General features: G+C 66.0%; 14 protein-coding genes and 1 pseudogene. 5 read left to right on the plus strand and 10 right to left on the minus strand.

Annotated elements, in window-relative coordinates; genetic code table 11:
• From RTM68_RS11570 to RTM68_RS11585, 4 genes are all read right to left on the minus strand, one after another.
• Window positions 1–429: hypothetical protein (locus tag RTM68_RS11570; RefSeq protein ID WP_312170991.1), on the minus strand; the 429-nt coding region annotated here is incomplete at its 3' end.
• A 123-nt stretch (window positions 430–552) separates the two neighbouring features.
• Window positions 553–1,476 carry a DUF1295 domain-containing protein gene (locus RTM68_RS11575; RefSeq protein WP_312170994.1) on the minus strand — a complete coding sequence of 308 codons (924 nt, stop codon included), beginning with the start codon at window positions 1,474–1,476 and terminating at the stop codon, window positions 553–555.
• Window positions 1,477–1,493: 17 nt separating this feature from the next.
• A complete protein-coding gene (locus tag RTM68_RS11580) occupies window positions 1,494–3,323 on the minus strand; it encodes an AMP-dependent synthetase/ligase (protein ID WP_312170995.1) in 1,830 nt (609 codons plus the stop codon).
• Between the two features lie 91 nt (window positions 3,324–3,414).
• Complete coding sequence (locus tag RTM68_RS11585) at window positions 3,415–4,806, minus strand: hypothetical protein (protein WP_312170997.1); 1,392 nt, start codon at window positions 4,804–4,806, stop codon at window positions 3,415–3,417.
• A gap of 273 nt (window positions 4,807–5,079) precedes the next feature.
• Here RTM68_RS11585 and RTM68_RS11590 point away from each other — a divergent pair, with 273 nt between their 5' ends.
• Entirely contained in the window at window positions 5,080–6,111 is a 1,032-nt protein-coding gene (locus tag RTM68_RS11590; protein WP_312170998.1) for a hypothetical protein, read from the plus strand.
• Between the two features lie 121 nt (window positions 6,112–6,232).
• Here RTM68_RS11590 and RTM68_RS11595 read toward each other — a convergent pair whose 3' ends face one another.
• Genes RTM68_RS11595 through RTM68_RS11605 form a run of 3 tightly spaced genes read right to left on the minus strand, consistent with a single transcriptional unit; the run spans window position 6,233 to window position 8,426 of the window.
• Window positions 6,233–7,018, minus strand: a complete 786-nt coding sequence (locus RTM68_RS11595; RefSeq protein WP_312171000.1) for an SDR family oxidoreductase — start codon at window positions 7,016–7,018, stop codon at window positions 6,233–6,235.
• Window positions 7,019–7,048: 30 nt separating this feature from the next.
• A complete protein-coding gene (locus RTM68_RS11600; RefSeq protein ID WP_312171001.1) occupies window positions 7,049–7,807 on the minus strand; it encodes a glucose 1-dehydrogenase in 759 nt (252 codons plus the stop codon).
• Window positions 7,808–7,820: 13 nt separating this feature from the next.
• Window positions 7,821–8,426 carry a TetR/AcrR family transcriptional regulator gene (locus RTM68_RS11605; protein WP_312171004.1) on the minus strand — a complete coding sequence of 202 codons (606 nt, stop codon included), beginning with the start codon at window positions 8,424–8,426 and terminating at the stop codon, window positions 7,821–7,823.
• 121 nt (window positions 8,427–8,547) lie between these two features.
• Here RTM68_RS11605 and RTM68_RS11610 point away from each other — a divergent pair, with 121 nt between their 5' ends.
• Window positions 8,548–9,036, plus strand: a complete 489-nt coding sequence (locus tag RTM68_RS11610; RefSeq protein WP_312171007.1) for a hypothetical protein — start codon at window positions 8,548–8,550, stop codon at window positions 9,034–9,036.
• Between the two features lie 685 nt (window positions 9,037–9,721).
• On the opposite strand, the gene RTM68_RS11615 is transcribed toward RTM68_RS11610, so the two are convergent.
• Both RTM68_RS11615 and RTM68_RS11620 read right to left on the minus strand, forming a co-directional pair.
• The gene (locus RTM68_RS11615; protein ID WP_312171008.1) at window positions 9,722–11,116 is read right to left on the minus strand and encodes a DUF1254 domain-containing protein; all 1,395 of its coding nucleotides are present in this window, start codon (window positions 11,114–11,116) and stop codon (window positions 9,722–9,724) included.
• Between the two features lie 104 nt (window positions 11,117–11,220).
• On the minus strand, window positions 11,221–11,547 hold the full coding sequence (locus RTM68_RS11620) for a hypothetical protein (protein ID WP_312171011.1): 327 nt from the start codon (window positions 11,545–11,547) through the stop codon (window positions 11,221–11,223).
• A gap of 66 nt (window positions 11,548–11,613) precedes the next feature.
• Here RTM68_RS11620 and RTM68_RS11625 point away from each other — a divergent pair, with 66 nt between their 5' ends.
• Window positions 11,614–11,874, plus strand: a complete 261-nt coding sequence (locus tag RTM68_RS11625; RefSeq protein ID WP_312171014.1) for a hypothetical protein — start codon at window positions 11,614–11,616, stop codon at window positions 11,872–11,874.
• A 122-nt stretch (window positions 11,875–11,996) separates the two neighbouring features.
• Here RTM68_RS11625 and RTM68_RS11630 read toward each other — a convergent pair whose 3' ends face one another.
• Window positions 11,997–13,169 (minus strand): ABC transporter substrate-binding protein, encoded by a 1,173-nt coding sequence (locus RTM68_RS11630; protein WP_312171017.1) that lies wholly within the window; start codon window positions 13,167–13,169, stop codon window positions 11,997–11,999.
• A 259-nt stretch (window positions 13,170–13,428) separates the two neighbouring features.
• Between RTM68_RS11630 and uidA the strand changes: the two genes are divergently transcribed.
• Together uidA and RTM68_RS11640 are read left to right on the plus strand one after the other, a co-directional pair.
• Entirely contained in the window at window positions 13,429–15,210 is a 1,782-nt protein-coding gene (gene uidA, locus RTM68_RS11635; protein WP_312171019.1) for a beta-glucuronidase, read from the plus strand.
• Window positions 15,207–15,447, plus strand: a pseudogene (locus RTM68_RS11640) (ABC transporter permease); the annotation flags it as partial. The gene uidA and the pseudogene RTM68_RS11640, both read left to right, overlap by 4 nt.

The following is a 15,447-nucleotide window of genomic DNA, read 5'->3' on the forward strand; positions in this document are numbered from 1 at the left end:
GAGGATCTCGGTGGCGAGGTCGGTGGGCGCCGAGGTCGGCGGAGCCACCAGAGCAGTCTCGGGCGGGGCGATGCACACGGCGCCGGGGGAGCTGTCGGCGGGCAGGGGCACTGCGGCGCCGGAGTCGGGGTAGGCGGCGTCGAGTTCGGCCTCGACCGCGTCGTCGAGCTCGATCGACCGTGCGGCCGTGGCGTCGAGCTCGGTGGCCGAGGCGGTGTCGGCGGTGTTGAGCGTGTCGAGGTACGACCTGATGCCGTCGCGCAGCTCATGCACCTTGCCCCGTGCCTGCTGGAAGACGAGACCCATCTCGTACAGCTCGAGGGTCAGGTGCTCCGAGGCGTAGGACTTGGCGGTCGACGTGGACTCCGCACAGGTCCGCAGAGCGGACGCATGGTCGGTGAGTGCCGCCGGTGATATCGCGAATGACATGTGTTCCCCCCTGAACATGGCCGTGACGAGGCTCGTCGAGCGTCACCACGGGAGCCTAATACACCGGGATTCTGATCTACCTGAGGGCGGGGCCGGGCGTCGACGGCTGCCCTCCGGCATCCGCTAGGCGGCGGTCGTGCGTGCGGTCGGGCGCGTGAGCCGTGGGATCAGCGACGGCGTGCTCTCGCGGTAGGCGATGTAGTCGGCGCGATCGCCCCACTTCTTCTCGGCGCGGGCCTCGAGCAGCGGGATGCCGCTCACCCGGGTGAGCAGCAGGATCACGAACAGCGGCGAGAGCAGCGCGACCCACTGCCACCCGACGAGCACGGGGGCCGCGGTGAGGAAGACGCCCACCCAGATCACGATCTCGCCGAAGTAATTGGGGTGACGCGAACGCGACCACAGGCCGGTGCGGATGAACTCGTCCTTGTTGCTCGGGTCTGCGCGGAAGGCCGACTTCTGTGCGTCGGCGACGATCTCGATCACCATGCCGAAGGCCCACACGACGATTCCCACGACGGTCAGCCATCCGAGGGGAGCTCGGGCTGCGGCATCCGCGCTGATGGCGATCCATGCCGCTGCCGCGGTGATCGACACCCAGGCGCCCTGGATCACCCACACCTGCAGGAAGCGCACCGGGGATCCCTTGATCTCGTCGAAACGGCCGTCGGAGCCCGCCTTGTGCACGCGCATCGCCAGGAACGAACCGAGGCGCACCGCCCACAGCATCACCATCGCCGCGAGGATCCAGCTGCGCGCGTCGGGCATCGGCGTCAGCAGCACGAGCCCGAGGGAGATCGCGAAGAAGGTGAGGCTGCCGGTGAGGTCGAAGAAGCGCTCGGTGCGCAGGATCATCGCCGGGATGAACGCGAGGATCTGGATCGCGTACGCCGCGGCGACAGCGAGCGCGAACAGGGGGATGCCGCCGAGCGTCGCGCCGCCCTGGCTGCCGGCGACGGCGACGAGCGCTCCGATGACGAGCGCGACGATGATCGCGATCAGGGACGACCGCGAGGACTTGGCGTTGGTGGGGGTGGGGGAGGACATCGTGTTCTTTCCGGTTCTCAGAGGTACAGGTCTTCGACGGTGACGGCCGCGCGATCGAGCACGACGCTCCGCTTGAGCTTCATGGTCGGGGTGACCAGACCGCGGTCTTCGAGGTCGGCGAACACCACGCTGAAGCGACGCACCTGCTCGCTGCGCGCCACGAGCGCGTTGGCGGCGTCGACGGCGCGCTGCAGGTGAGCGCGCAGTGCCGGGTCGTTCACCTCGCGGATGTCGGGCTGGGTGACCGCGGGGATGCTGGTGCCCTGGGCTGTGGCCCACGCGAGGGTCTGTTCGGGGTCGAGCACGAGAAGCGCCGAGAGATACGGCTTGCCCTCGCCCACCATCACGGCGTGCGAGACGAGCGGATCGGCTTCGACGGCGCTCTCCCAGCGGGTCGGCACGATCGTCTTGCCGTTCGAGGTCACGATCACGTCTTTGAGGCGGCCTTCGAGGACCAGCCGGCCCTGCGGGTCGAGTCGCCCGAGGTCGCCGGTGCGGAAGAAGCCGTCGACGAAGGAGCCCTCGTCGTGAGCCGGGTTGCGGTAGCCGTCGAAGACACCGACGCCGCGGGCGAGCACCTCGCCCTCCTCACTGATGCGCACCGTGAGGCCGGGCAGCGGTGGACCGACGGTTCCCGAGGCGATGCGTCCGGGCAGGTTGCCGGTGAGCGGCGCCGTCGTCTCCGTGAGCCCGTAGCCCTCGATGACGGGAACGCCGATGCCCCGGAAGAAGAGCGACAGGTCGGCGTCGAGGGCGGCCCCGCCCGACAGGATGTATCCGACGCGTCCGCCCATCACCGTGCGCAGGCGGCGATAGAACAGCGCATCGAAGAAGCGGTGCCGCAGCGTGAGGCCGAGGTCCTTCGAGATGCGGCGGCCCGCATCGATCCGCTCTTCACGGCGGCCCCAGGCGAGAGCCGTCGAGACGGCCTTCGCCCAGACACCCGAGAGGTGCATGGCAGCTGCCTTGTCGGCGGCCGCCGCCTGGATCTTCTGCAGCACCCGCGGCACCACGACGAGGAACGTCGGACGCAGGGTGTCGAGCGTCGCGACGACCGTCGACGGGTCGGAGAGGTGCGCGATGCGCATGCCGCTCGCCAGGCAGATCAGCTGCAGTCCGCGGGCCAGGACGTGGGCGAGCGGAAGGAAGATGACGGTGTTGCCGTCCTCGTTCACGATCTCGCGGTACGCGGCGGCGATGTTGAGCACCTGTCCGAGGAAGTTCCGATGCGTGAGCACGACACCCTTGGGCTCACCCGTGGTGCCCGACGTGTAGACGATCGTCGCGGGGTCGTCCTGGGTGGCGAGCGCCCGGCGGGCCTCGAGCTCCTCGTCGGTCACGTCGACGCCGTGCGAGACCAGGTCCGGGAGAGTGCCGGATGCCGCGGCATCCATGGTCCATGCGCCGAAGGTCTCGTCGTCCGTCTGCGCGAGCGCCGCGTCGAGGAGCGCCACGTGATCCACGGTGCCGCCGACAGCCAGACGCACGCCGGCATCCGCGATGATCGCGTTCACCTGCGAGGGCGAGGAGGTCTCGTAGATCGGCACGACGACGGCACCGGCGAACCAGGCGGCGAGGTCGGCGACGGCCCACTCATAGCGGGTCGGGGCCATGATGGCGATAGGATCGCCGGCCCGGATGCCCCGAGCGATGAAGCCCTTGGCGAGAGCGCGCACCTGATCCGAGAACTCCCGGGTCGTGATCGGGCGCCATGAGGCGGTGGCATCCGCCCCCGAGACCTCGAAGGCCACGTGATCAGGAGCCGCTGCGGCGCGCGCGACCAGCAGGTCGGTGATGTTGCGATACCCGTCGAGGGATGCAAGCGGTGGGGTCGATGACTCGATCATCGGGGCTCCTCTCGGGCGCGCGGGAACGGGCCCATCTCCTTCTGTTCGGAGTCGAGGAGGAATCGGATGGGAAGTTCGGCCGTGAGCGCCGTCACTCCATGAGCTGTCGAATGCTCACGCCACCGGAGGCGTGCGACGGTGCGATGAGTTCGTCGTCCTGCGCGCCGGTGTGCGTGGAGCCGGAGGCTATCTGCTCGGCGATCGCCTGAAGATCCGTTGCGGTGGATTCTTCATACGCCTCGTAGTCCTGGATGGCGAGATCGAGGTTGCGCGCACCGTTGTCGAGGTCGTAGGCGAACTCCTGCAGAAGGGTGCTGGTCATCGTCGTGACCGAGATGACGGCGTTGCCGGGTCCGTTCATGCTCGAGCCGACCGCGTAGGGCCGAGTGGTCTTCTCGGCGAAAGAAGCGCCCAGCTGCACGACGGGGTCGGCCTGTCCCCGGGCGTGTTCGGCGGCATTGGGCATGTACGAACGCGCCAGGTTGTACGCCCGAGCCGGCTCGACGTGCAGGTCAGCGGCGGGAAGGAGGTCGTAGACCGGAGCGGGGGTCAGCATGAAGGCAGCGGAGTTCGCCCGAACGGAATCCGCCGTCTCGTTCAATGCCGTGCGCAGCGACGTCTCTTCAGCGTGAAGAGCGCTGGAGAGCTCACGGAGGCTCGATGAGAGGGAGGAGAGCCCTCCCTCGACGTCGGAGAAGCTGATGCTCTCCTCGACGGCGGCCGTGGGCGGAGTGAGTTTGTCGGCGAGGCCGACGAGGATTCCCCCACCCGCGAGCACGAGCGCACTGGTTCCGCCGGAGGGCACGAACAACGCGGCGCCGGCGATGGCCGCCCCGACGACCGCGAGAACGGCTTTCGGGTCTCCGCCACCTCGACCGGAGAGTGATTGGAACGCGTCGACGTGGCCTTCCAGCCTCTCATCGAGGTCTTCCTTCGCCTTGAGGAGGACGTTCTGCTCGGCGAGGGCCGCTTGCTGGACCACCTCCACCATGGCGGTCAACCGGAGTGACCGGAGTCCGCCCTCGTCGATGTATCGCGTCTTGAAGTCATTGAGGGCCGGGCTGGCGATGCAGTCGGACTCGAGGAACATCCGGCTCATGGCGCTGGCGAGGTCGCCTCCGACCGTCATCACCGACGATGCGTCCTGCATCGTCGCTCCGCCGAGTTTCGAGATGATGGTCGCACACGCGGTGTCGACATCGTCCATCGACGAGGCCTCGGGAAGTTCTTCCCAGTCCAGGACCGCGTCATCGATGGACGTGACGATCGTGTCCCAGCCCTCCTGGAGCTGGGAGCGCATGCGGTCGATTCGCTCTTCGGTCTCGTCGGGTTCTTCGGAGTACCCCACTCCCCAGACAGCGTCGGATGTCACGGAGCAGGTATACGGCCCCGAATCCGAGGGACGAGAAACCTCGTACTGCTCGGCGGGCCCGTACGAGGCGATGTACTTGTCGTCCAGTTGCGTGTAGATGTTCTCTGCCATCCACGCATCGATGGCGGCTCTCTTCAGCCGGCCCGTGACATCTGCAAGACTGCCCATTCTCTCCCCCTCCGCCGGCGCAGGTCCCCTCCGGATCGCGCGCGTTACCCGCCAGCGTACCGAGAGCATCGGGCGGAAGCGAGGGTATGCAGCGGGAGAGCACGGCTCTGCCGTCTCGGTCAGGCGACGTGTCGGCGACCTCCCGTCGGCATCCGGGTGACGCCGTAGTCTGACGGGGAAAGCTCGATGAGGACCTGAGGAACGGGGATCGGACCAGTGACGACGACTTCGACGACGGGCAGTTCACCGACGTCGCCTGCGGCACGCCGCGGGCGGCGCGTCTGGATCACGGTGGGTGCCGTCGTGCTTGCGCTCGGTGGCTATCTGACCGCGGCAGCGTTGGTGTCGAATGCCGGTGATCCGTCGGAGACGGTGACCTCGTACCTGGCCGCGATCGCCGATGGCGATGCGTCTGCCGCCGCGCAGATCGTCGACCCGGACGCCTCCGGCATCGATGCGGCGTACTTGACCGACGACGTCCTCGGTGCCGCCACCGAACGCATCGAGGTGGTGTCCGTCACCACGACCATGCGGGAGGGTGGCACCGCCGAGGTGACGGCTGAGATGGAGCTCGCCTCGCAGACCTTCACCCACACGTTCACGATGACGAGGGATGCCGGCGCCTTCTGGCTGCTGCAGCCGGGATGGCGCCCGGACGCCCCGCTGACGGTCGAGGCGACCGTGGCCGTGCGAGACAGCATCTCCCTCACGGGTGTGGAGCAGGTCGATCTTGCCGGTACCGAACTCGAGCTCGCGGTGAAAGATGTCGCCGATGTGTCTGCGGACTCCCGGTCGGAGCCGGTGCAGGTGTATCCCGCCGTCTACGAGCTGACCGGCCCGGACATGGGCACCTACTTCACAATCGCGCCCGCTGCGCTGACAGCGATCCCGCCGACAGCGACGGCCGAACTCTCGGTGGCCGCGACGGAGGCACTGCAGACGGCCCTGCTCGATGCGGCGAGCGTGCAGGCCGCCGCCTGTGTCGAACCCGGAACCTCGGTGGATGCCGCCTGTCCTCTGCTCTTGAGGCAGCAGGATCCCTCGACGACCGGGGTCATCCAGGCGCCGTACGACGTGGCCTTTCGCACCGGCCACCGATTCATGGTCGATGTCATCTTCTGGTACCGCCCGGAGGGAGGAACCTCGTCCGGGACGGGCACGACCGACTACGAGACCGACCTGATCGGCACGTACACGATCGACGGCGACGACGTGACGGTCGAGTTCACCCCGTGGGACGAGCTCTGACCTACGGGCTCGTCACTGCGGCCGCGCTCGAGGCGGGGTCCGTCGCTCTCGCGCAACCGACCCCGCGTGCAGCGCTCTCGCACATGTCGATGCCGACGCGCGCAGCTGATTGACGAGGGCGCTAGACCAGATCGGGGCGGCGAATGCTCTCGGCTCCACCGTCGACGAAGATGATCTGTCCGGTCACGTACAGGTTCTCCTCGCTGGTGAGCCATGCGAGCAGGTTGGCCACGGCGACGGGGTCTGCGGCGGGGCCACCGAAGGGCGCGGGGGCTCCTGCATCCAGGGCGGCCCGGCCCTCCTCCGTCTCGAGCGCTGCGGCCGTCATCGGGGTGAGGATCACGCCGGGAGCCACGGCGTTGAGTGCAATGCCTGCGCGCGCCCAGTCATCGGTGGACGCCGTCCGCCGAACCCATCGGGCAACCGAGCGCTTGGACGTGGTGTAGAGCACGCTCGAGCCGGTGGCATTGGCGGTGGCGCCGAGCGTATCGGCGTAGGCGATGGCGTCGGCTTCGGATCCCGTCTCGATGATGTCGAGCAGCCGGTCGTCGACTTCCTCGAGAGCGGCGAGCGACGAGACGACTGCGGCGCGCGGGTTCTCTGCGGCCGCGAGAAGCGGCCGCAGGCCTTCCAAGGTGGCCACCGCGCCGTAGTGATTCACGGCGACCGTCACCGGACGCGGGATGACGAGCCCGGCCACGGCGAGGACGCCGTGAAGGACGCCTCCACTGAGTTCTGACGCGCGACGGACGAGCTCGTGGCGGCCTTCGGCCGTCGACAGGTCCGCCTCGATGTCCGCGTTCTTCAGGTCGACGCCGATGACGTGGTGTCCCCGCTCGGACAGTGCGGCGGCCGTGACCTTCCCGATGCCCGATGCGGAACCGGTGACGAGGTATGTGCGGGTCATTTCTTTCCTCTCTGCAGGTGGCGCACTCGGTCAGAGTGCGAGGAGGCCGCCATCGACGACCAGTTCAGTGCCGGTGATGAACGAGGATTCGTCGGAGGCGAGGAAGATCACGGCATCGGAGACCTCCTTCATCTCAGCGATGCGGTGCATCGGGACGGATGCGTAGAAGCTCTCCATGAACTCCGGGCCGAGCTGGTCGACGAGAGCCTGCGTCAAAGGCGTGCGCACCGCACCGGGATGGACGGAGTTCACTCGGATGCCTTTCTGCGCGTACTCGATGGCGACCTGCTTCGACATCCCTCGAACAGCGAACTTCGCGGCGACGTAGGCGATGTTCACACCGGGTGCCGCTGCCATTCCCGCTGCCGAGGAGATGTTGACGATGGAGCCGCCGCGGTGGGTGAGCATGTGGGGCAGCACTGAACGGATGCCGTGGAAGGTGCCGTTCAGATCGATGTCGATGGTGCGATGCCATTCTTCATCGGTGATGTCTGTGGTCGACGTGGCGCTGCCGGATACGCCCGCGTTGTTGACGAGGACGTTGACGGGGCCGAACTCGTCGGCGCCGAGGTCGATGGCCTCACGCCACGTCGTGGGATCGGTGACGTTCAGAGGCACGGCGAGGGCCGAATCGCCGAGGCGTTCAGCGAGGGTGCGTGCACCGTCGTGATCGATGTCGCCGAGGATCACTTTCGCTCCGTGCGCGACGAAGTGTTCAGCGTGGGCTGCGCCCATCCCTCCAGCAGCGCCGCTGATGAGCGCGACCTTGCCCGCGAGCCTGTCAGCCATGAGTGTGTTCCTTTCAAGGGAGGGTGTCGTCGGTGTCGCCGACGAGCCAAGCCGGCATTGCTGCGATGAGCCGGTCGGTCATCACATCGGGGGAAGCCGGTCGGTCTGAGCCGAGCCAATCGCGCAGAAGGGTGATGGCCCCGCCGGCGATGAAACGCGCGTGCCCGGCAGGATCCAGCCCGGCCGGTGGCGGCTGACGCAGTACGTCCATGGATCGCAGCACTCCGCGAGCGAACGCATCGACGAGCGCGTCGGACGATCCGGTGGAGAGCTGGCCATGCAGGAGTGCGCGGTACAGCTCGCGCTTCTCGTCGACGAAGGTGATGAGGCGAGAGGCCGCGCGACGGGCGATGGCCCGCGTGTCTTCGGCGCCGATCGCGCGGTCCCACACGTCGTCTTCGCTGATCACCGAGAACTCGCGCACGAGCATGGTCAATGCCAGGTCGTCCAAGCCGGAGAAGTGGATGTAGAACGCGGATCGGCTCACGCCGGAGGAGCTCAAGACCTCCGCGAGCGTCACCGGCTTGCCGGTTTCTGCGATGCCCTGAACGGCGTCGAGGAGCGCATTCCGGGTGCGTGCAGGACGAGGGTCGATGGCTCGGCTGGACCTCGTTGTCATACGAGGACCCTACGCCTTTATGGACGAGTGTCCAAAATATCTCCCTGGCGTGGACCACGGTGCGACGTCTGGGACAATTCTCCGAAGGCCTGACAAGACCTGAGAGATGAGGAGCAACCCCATGCCCGGCATCATCTGGATCTGTGTCATCGCTGCCTCGTGGGTGGCGGGGACGTGCGCGCAACTGAGCAGCGTGCTCGACGTGCCCTCCCCGACAGTCGGCTTCGCGCTGTACTGGCTGGGCGTCCTGCAGTGGGGAAGCATCCCAGTGACGCTGCTGGCGACGCTGCCGCTCCTGTTCATGAGCGGCGCGTTCGAGCGGCGGGATACGCCTCTGCGGACGCGGACCATCGCATTGGCGTTGATCGCCGTCGTGGCCTTCGCGATGTCGACCGCGGGATACGCCTTGTTGAACAGCGCGTCGGCGGGCCCGCTCGATGAGGGGAGTCCATTCAATGGGATCGCTCGCGACGCGATGACACTCGCGGCTTTCCACTTCATCCCTCTTCTGGTTCTCTTCGCCGCCCAGGTCGCGAAGCCAGCACTGAGGATCGATCCGCAGCGAGCCTCCACGCCGGAGCGTGCCCGGGCCGGACGGACCGCGTCCTAGCGCCGGGCGTCTCCTCGAGGCGCATGGGTGTGCGTCGGCCGCGGCTAACTCGCACCCATGCGCCGCTTCCATGCAGCATCTCTCACGGATGCTTCGTGCCGAATGCATTCTCGTCCTTTGCGGCGCGGACGCGCGTCTAGACGAGACTGCCGACGCCAGTTGGCTCCGCGCGCCACGTGCCGAAGCCAACTTGCACGAACGCCCCTCGTCACCTCCGCCCTGCCGCAGGTGATCCTCAACGAGCTGGTCCGATGCAGAAGGCGACTAGTTCGGTGAAGTCACGGTGTCTGGTTGAAGCCGGAGGTCCCCGGATAGGCATCGTCGGCTGACAGTGCGTTGCACCAGGCCCGGCAGCCGAGAGGCGTGTCGCTAGCGCGAAGAGTTCCCTCCGGGTCCGTGGGAACCGACACACCGCACCCGCTCGCAAGGATCGTGAGCACCCCAAGGACAGCAATCGCCACGACGTGAGAGAGGTATCGATGTGCGTTCACGGACCGATTCTGTCCGGCCGAAGGGACGGAACGAAGCGGATTGACGCGCGTCTCGCGCCCGAGTAACTTGCCGGTCACTCTGGGCCTTCTCTTGGCACCGCTCCCGCCCGGTCGCAGATGGTCCGTTGAGGAACTCGATCCCGCAGCGGTCGCTGCGGAGCCGCGAGCAGGAGGCGCGATGTGCCGGACGTGTTTTAGCCGCGGCTCCGGATGAAGTCGGGGAGCTGCCACTGGCCGTTGAATGCGGAGGGCTCGGGGCCGTAGATGCGGAAGTAGACAAACCATCCGGTGCCGGGCTTCGTCTTGATCCACCGTGAAGCCTCGTCTGGATTCGCAGGCGGCTCGGGAGAGAAGTGAAGTCTCACGGAATCGCCAGTCAGATCCGTCAGCTCGTACATGGATCGTAGGGCTGCGGAGTTCTGGTCGGTGAGGATCTCACTGCGGGTCTCGGCGTCGTAGACAGTGATTGACCAGAACAGGGTCGCCGGGACGGGGAGGGGGACGTCGAGGCTGTACGTGTTCTCGCCGTACAGATAGTCGCCGGCGGAGTCGCGCACACCCAGCCAGTAGAGAGAGCCGGCGCCGGGAGCGCGGGCGAACATCGCAGGTGATTCGACCTGGGCTTGATAGAACCACTTCTCGCGCGCGTATAGGTCGGTGTAGTCCGGTGTGTCGAAGGTGCCGTTCGCCGATTGCAGGACGGCCCACTCCCACTGCGTGCCAGGCCACACCTGCTTGGAGGGGCTGCGGTCAGCGAACGACTGGGCAAGCAGGTGGGCGTGCCCGATGACGGCGGCCTTCTCCAGGATCGCGGTCAGCCGCGCGTCCGGTTCGAAGGGGAGTCCGCGTGCGATGCCGAGCTGTGTCAGTTCTCCGTACTCGAAGCGGTAGGCGGGGTTCGGTGGTTCCTCCTGCAAGGTTTTATGGAGAACCCGCCAGAAGTCGAGATTGGTCTCCCAGCGCACCGGGGTGAAGTCTGCGCCGTCAAGGAGGGACAGGTCCACCCAGGTGGTTTCGGGCCAGTCCTTGCGCGGTTCCAGGGGGTAGACCTTCACGGATTGCATGAGGCGGTCGGCCTCGTCCATGTCGCCGCCGAGGGGCATGGCACGGATCAAACCGAGCACCCGGTTGGTGGTGGACCGGGCGGAGTACATGCCATCGGGGACGACGCCCTCCCATCCGGGTGGGAGGACGACGTGCTTGCCGCCGGCTGCTTTCGCGGGTCCGGGGAGGCCGTAGTCCATCACCCAAAGCTGGTTGAGGTCGTTGAACGTGCCCATGATGGGACCCGGCGGAACCTCCAGGACTATCGGGCCGTCGGAGAGGTCGAGAGCAACGGCCCCGTATGGAGTATCGGAGTTCGGGGTGAAGACGAACTGCTTCGGGGTGCCCTTCAGTGCTGGAAACACCCGGTTCGGGACGACGCCACCGGCCAGGTTGCCGCGCCACGTCGCCTCGAATGAGACGGTGGGATAGAAGAACCGGTAGGCGTGTAGCGCGCGCACCAGATCGGCCTCATCGAACGCGAGCGCCGCGGTCTCCGCTGTGGGATACCCACCAGTGATTTCGTACTCGGTCTCATCGAACATGTCAGCCCCCTCGCCGTCGATGAATACGACTGACCATACGACTCAGCACTCAGCTTGTCGATGGTTCTCTGTCGCGGCTAAGCCTCTATCGCGGGGGACTTACGCTACACCCGGTGGACATCGTCGTCGGCGGATACGGCATTGCCCCAGACCCAGCAGCGGAAGGTGGTGTCGCCGGCGCGGAACTCGATTCCTGCGGCGGTCGGTGTGGAGCGGGCGAGCTTGGCGTCGACGTGGATGGCCTCCGGTCCGAACCGCACCCACGCCCGGACCGGTCGGTAGGGCTGCGGGTAGATGGTGATGGGTTGTTCTCGGAGGGCGAGTTCGCGGTCGGTGAGTGACTGGAGCGGTCCGGATCGGGCGGCCGTGAGGATCGCCTGATGCTGTGAGCGCATGTCGTAGTGGTCTGCCAAGCGCTTGCTCGTGCCCATGCCGGCTCCCATCTCCGGCCTGGATCCAGGGTAGCAACATTCGAATCTATGTTCTATTCTGGAATCATGCGACCGGCGACCGATCACCTCCCCACGACCCTATGGATGGTCGACGACATTCCCTCGCGAATGGTGTTCGCCGGGCGGCGCTGGAGAGTGTCCGACACGCCGACGCGCCTGCGCCACTCGATCTGGACGGCGTCACCGGAGCAGAACCACGGACTCTACGGGTGGCGTTTCCAGGGCACGGACGACGATGGTCTGTCGCTGGTGTTCGACGCGTTCAAGGGTGAAGACGGCTGGCACGTGCATCGCAGCTACGAATAGAAGGCACCACGGCGCGGCTCGGAATCGATGATCGGAGCCGCAGCTGCGGTCACTCGGTTCCTGTCATTCCGCGAGTCCAATCGGTGGGGTGAAGGTCGCTTCACCCCACCGACTGCCAGCTGCTATTCCAAGATGACGTTCATCTCGGCAAAGAACTGATCGACCGCCTCGTCGACTGTGAGGCTGCCGAAGTTGATCTCGGGGACCAGCTCGCGAAACTTCGCCTCAAGTGAGCCGTACCCGATCACAGGTACCGGCGGTGCGTCTCCGAGGCGTTCAGTGATCGACGACTCGTACTCCGCGATCTGTGTGGAGATGCCGTCGAGCTCCGCGGCATCTCGAGCCGTTTGGGAGGCGGGAACTCCTCGGTTCGTTCCGAAGATGCGACCCGATTCGGGTGAGTTGACGAGGTAGTCGATGAATGTGGCGGCGGCTGCGGGGTGGTCTGAACTCGATGAGATCGAGTACATCTGCGACACCTTCAGGAAAAGGTCCTCCGCATCGGAGTCATCCACAGGCGGAGCGATGAGGTCGAGCTCGTAGCCCTCTCCGAGGTTGCCGAGGTAACCGGAGCCGGAGTTGTCGTAGATCAGGTCGCTGACGCTGCTGGCGGAGTCGAACGCTGTCAGTGGCTTGACTTCCTCGATGCGCTGTTGCGGGACGAGGCCGCCTTCCTTGCGGGCGTTGTCTGCCAGGCTCCAGAACTCGCCGAGATCCTTCTCCTCGAACTGAGGTTCTCCGTCCTCGGAGAACAGGTCCTTGCCCTGCGCTCGCATCCACAGCTGGAAGTTCGTCAGCTCGGATGACGGATCAGCGGCACCCCAGGCGTCCACTCCTGCGGCGTCAGCGGCCGTCGACGCTTCTACCGTCCAGTCGTAGTACTCGTCCCAGGTTCCTCCCGCGAACGGCTCGATGCCGATGCGTTCCGCGAGGGTCAGGTCCAGGTACATACCCCACGCGTTGGTGGAGATCGGCATTCCGGTGGTCACATCATCTATGCTCGCCGCCTCGATCACGCTCTCATCGATTGCGTCAGTCGCTATGACATTGCCGAGATAGGGGGAGAGGTCGATGATGCTCCCGTTCTCGGTGTACTGGCGAAGATACCCGAGATCCATCGTGATGACGTCGGGGAGACCGGACCCGGCCGCCTCGATCTGACGCTTCTCCCAGTACTCGGTCGGCGCGAGGAAGAGGACGCTGACATCGATGTTCGGGTGCTCTGCCTCGAACGCGGCGATCACCTCGTTGTACATCTCGGCACGGACGTCGTTTCCCCAGAAAGCGAATGACAAGTTGACCTCTTCGTTCGGGTCAAAGGTTTCGGTGGCATCAGGGGTGGCGCCGGCCGCGCACCCGGAGAGCGCGAGTGACGCGACGGCGAGAACGGTCAAGAATCGGGCGCGAAGGCGTGGTTTCGGAGTGAGCATCATTGATCTTCCTGAGTAGGTTTCGGGATCGTGCAGTCAGAGACTACGCATCTGTCAATCGATTGACAAGTGTTGCCGCATTTGTCACGATGGACGCAGCCTTACCCCGAGACATTGGAGTCCCATGCTTCGCCCCCAGGAGAACACCGCCCGCGAACGCAAGCTGCTCAACGGCATCTGGCGCTTTCGGATCGATGAGGACGGCGCAGGCCGTCGTGAGGACTGGGCATCCAGTCCGCTGGAGGCGTCGCGCGACATGGCGGTCCCGGCGAGCTATAACGACATCGTCGTGGACGCGACGACTCGAATGCATGTGGGGTCCGCGTGGTACGAGACCCAGGTGTGGATTCCACGGGGATGGGAGGGGCGTCGTACGACTCTGTACTTCGAGTCGGTGACGCACCGGGCCACGGTATGGGCCGACGGCGTTCTCGTGGGCCAGCACGAGGGCGGCTACACGCCGTTCGAGGTTGATGTCACGGCCCACGCGGTCCCGGGACGTCCCATCCGGATCACCGTCGAAGTGGACAACACTCTCACGTTCGAGACCATCCCGCCGGGCGTGGTCATCGAGACCGGTCACGGCAAGCGCCAGAAGTACTGGCACGATTTCTTCAATTACGCCGGCATCCATCGTTCGGTCTGGCTCTCATCGACAGCGCGGAGCTACCTCGACGAGATCACGGTGGTCACGGACCTCGACGCCGGTCGAGGAGTTGTCGGTTACAACCTTGCCGCAGTCGCCGCAGAAGGACTCTCCGTCCGCGCCACCCTGACTGACGCCGACGGTATCGAAGTCGCTGCGGGCAATGGATTCACGGCGTCGCTGAGCGTGACCGATGTCCACCCCTGGGCGCCCGGCGACGGCTACCTGTACACGTTGACGCTCGAACTCTGCGACGGAGTCACCGTCATCGACCAGTTTCGGCAGAGCGTGGGCGTCCGCACGGTGCAGGTCGACGGCATCCGCTTCCTCATCAACGGTGAGCCCTTCCACTTCCGCGGTTTCGCGAAGCACGAAGACATCCCGGTCATCGGCAAGGGCCACAACGATGCCTTCATGCTGCACGACTTCGAACTCATCCGTTGGACGGGTGGTAATTCGATCCGAACCTCGCACTACCCGTACTCGGAGGACGTGCTTGATTACGCGGATCGCCACGGCATCGTGGTCATCGACGAGACGGCAGCGGTCGGTCTGAACATGGGCATCGGCGGCGGTGTCTTCGGCGCGCAGGGGTACGTCACGTTCACGGACGAGACCATCAACGCGAGGACGCAGCAAGTGCATGCCCAGGCGATCCGTGAGCTGATCGCGCGGGACAAGAACCACCCGAGCGTGGTGCTGTGGAGCATTGCGAATGAGCCTGAGTCGGAGACGGAGGCTGCCGAGGAGTACTTCGCGCCGCTGTTCGATGTCGCGAGAGAGGCCGACCCCACGCGTCCGGTCGGCGTCGTGAACGTGGTGCTGGCGCCTCACGGCGAGTGCCGTCTGGCGAAGTACAGCGATGTGCTGATGATCAATCGCTATTACGGCTGGTACATCGAGCCCGGCGACCTCGCGCTTGCGGAGGACGAGCTCGAGCGGGAGCTGCGTGCATGGGCGACGGACGGCAAGCCGATCATCATGACCGAGTACGGTGCCGACACCTACCCGGGTCTCCACGCAGTCATTCCCAGCCCGTGGACGGAAGAGTTCCAGACAGACTTCCTCGCGATGTATCACCGAGTGTTTGACCGCATCCCCGCTGTGGTGGGCGAGCAAGTGTGGGTGTTCAGTGACTTCACCACCACGGCAGGCACGATGCGCGTCGGGGGAAATCGCAAGGGTGTCTTCACCCGAGATCGCCTCCCTAAAGCTGCTGCCCATTCGCTGCGCGCCCGATGGACCGGGCAAGACTCATGAGTGCCACCGAAACGCGCACCCTGGTCACGAACGGGGCCTCACCTCGCCGCCGCGGCGGGAGTGACCTGCATAGGGCCGGCCAGAAATCTCGAGCCCGCCGTGAAACGGCGATGGGCTACGCGTTCCTCACCCCGTGGTTGTTGGGCTTTCTCGGTCTGACGGCTGTGCCGATGATCTATTCGCTGTACCTGTCCTTCACGAAGTACAACATCTTCCAGCCGCCGAAGTGGATCGGGC

It is taken from the genome of Microbacterium sp. (genome assembly GCF_031988965.1).
In the GTDB taxonomy this organism is placed as follows: Bacteria; Actinomycetota; Actinomycetes; order Actinomycetales; family Microbacteriaceae; genus Microbacterium.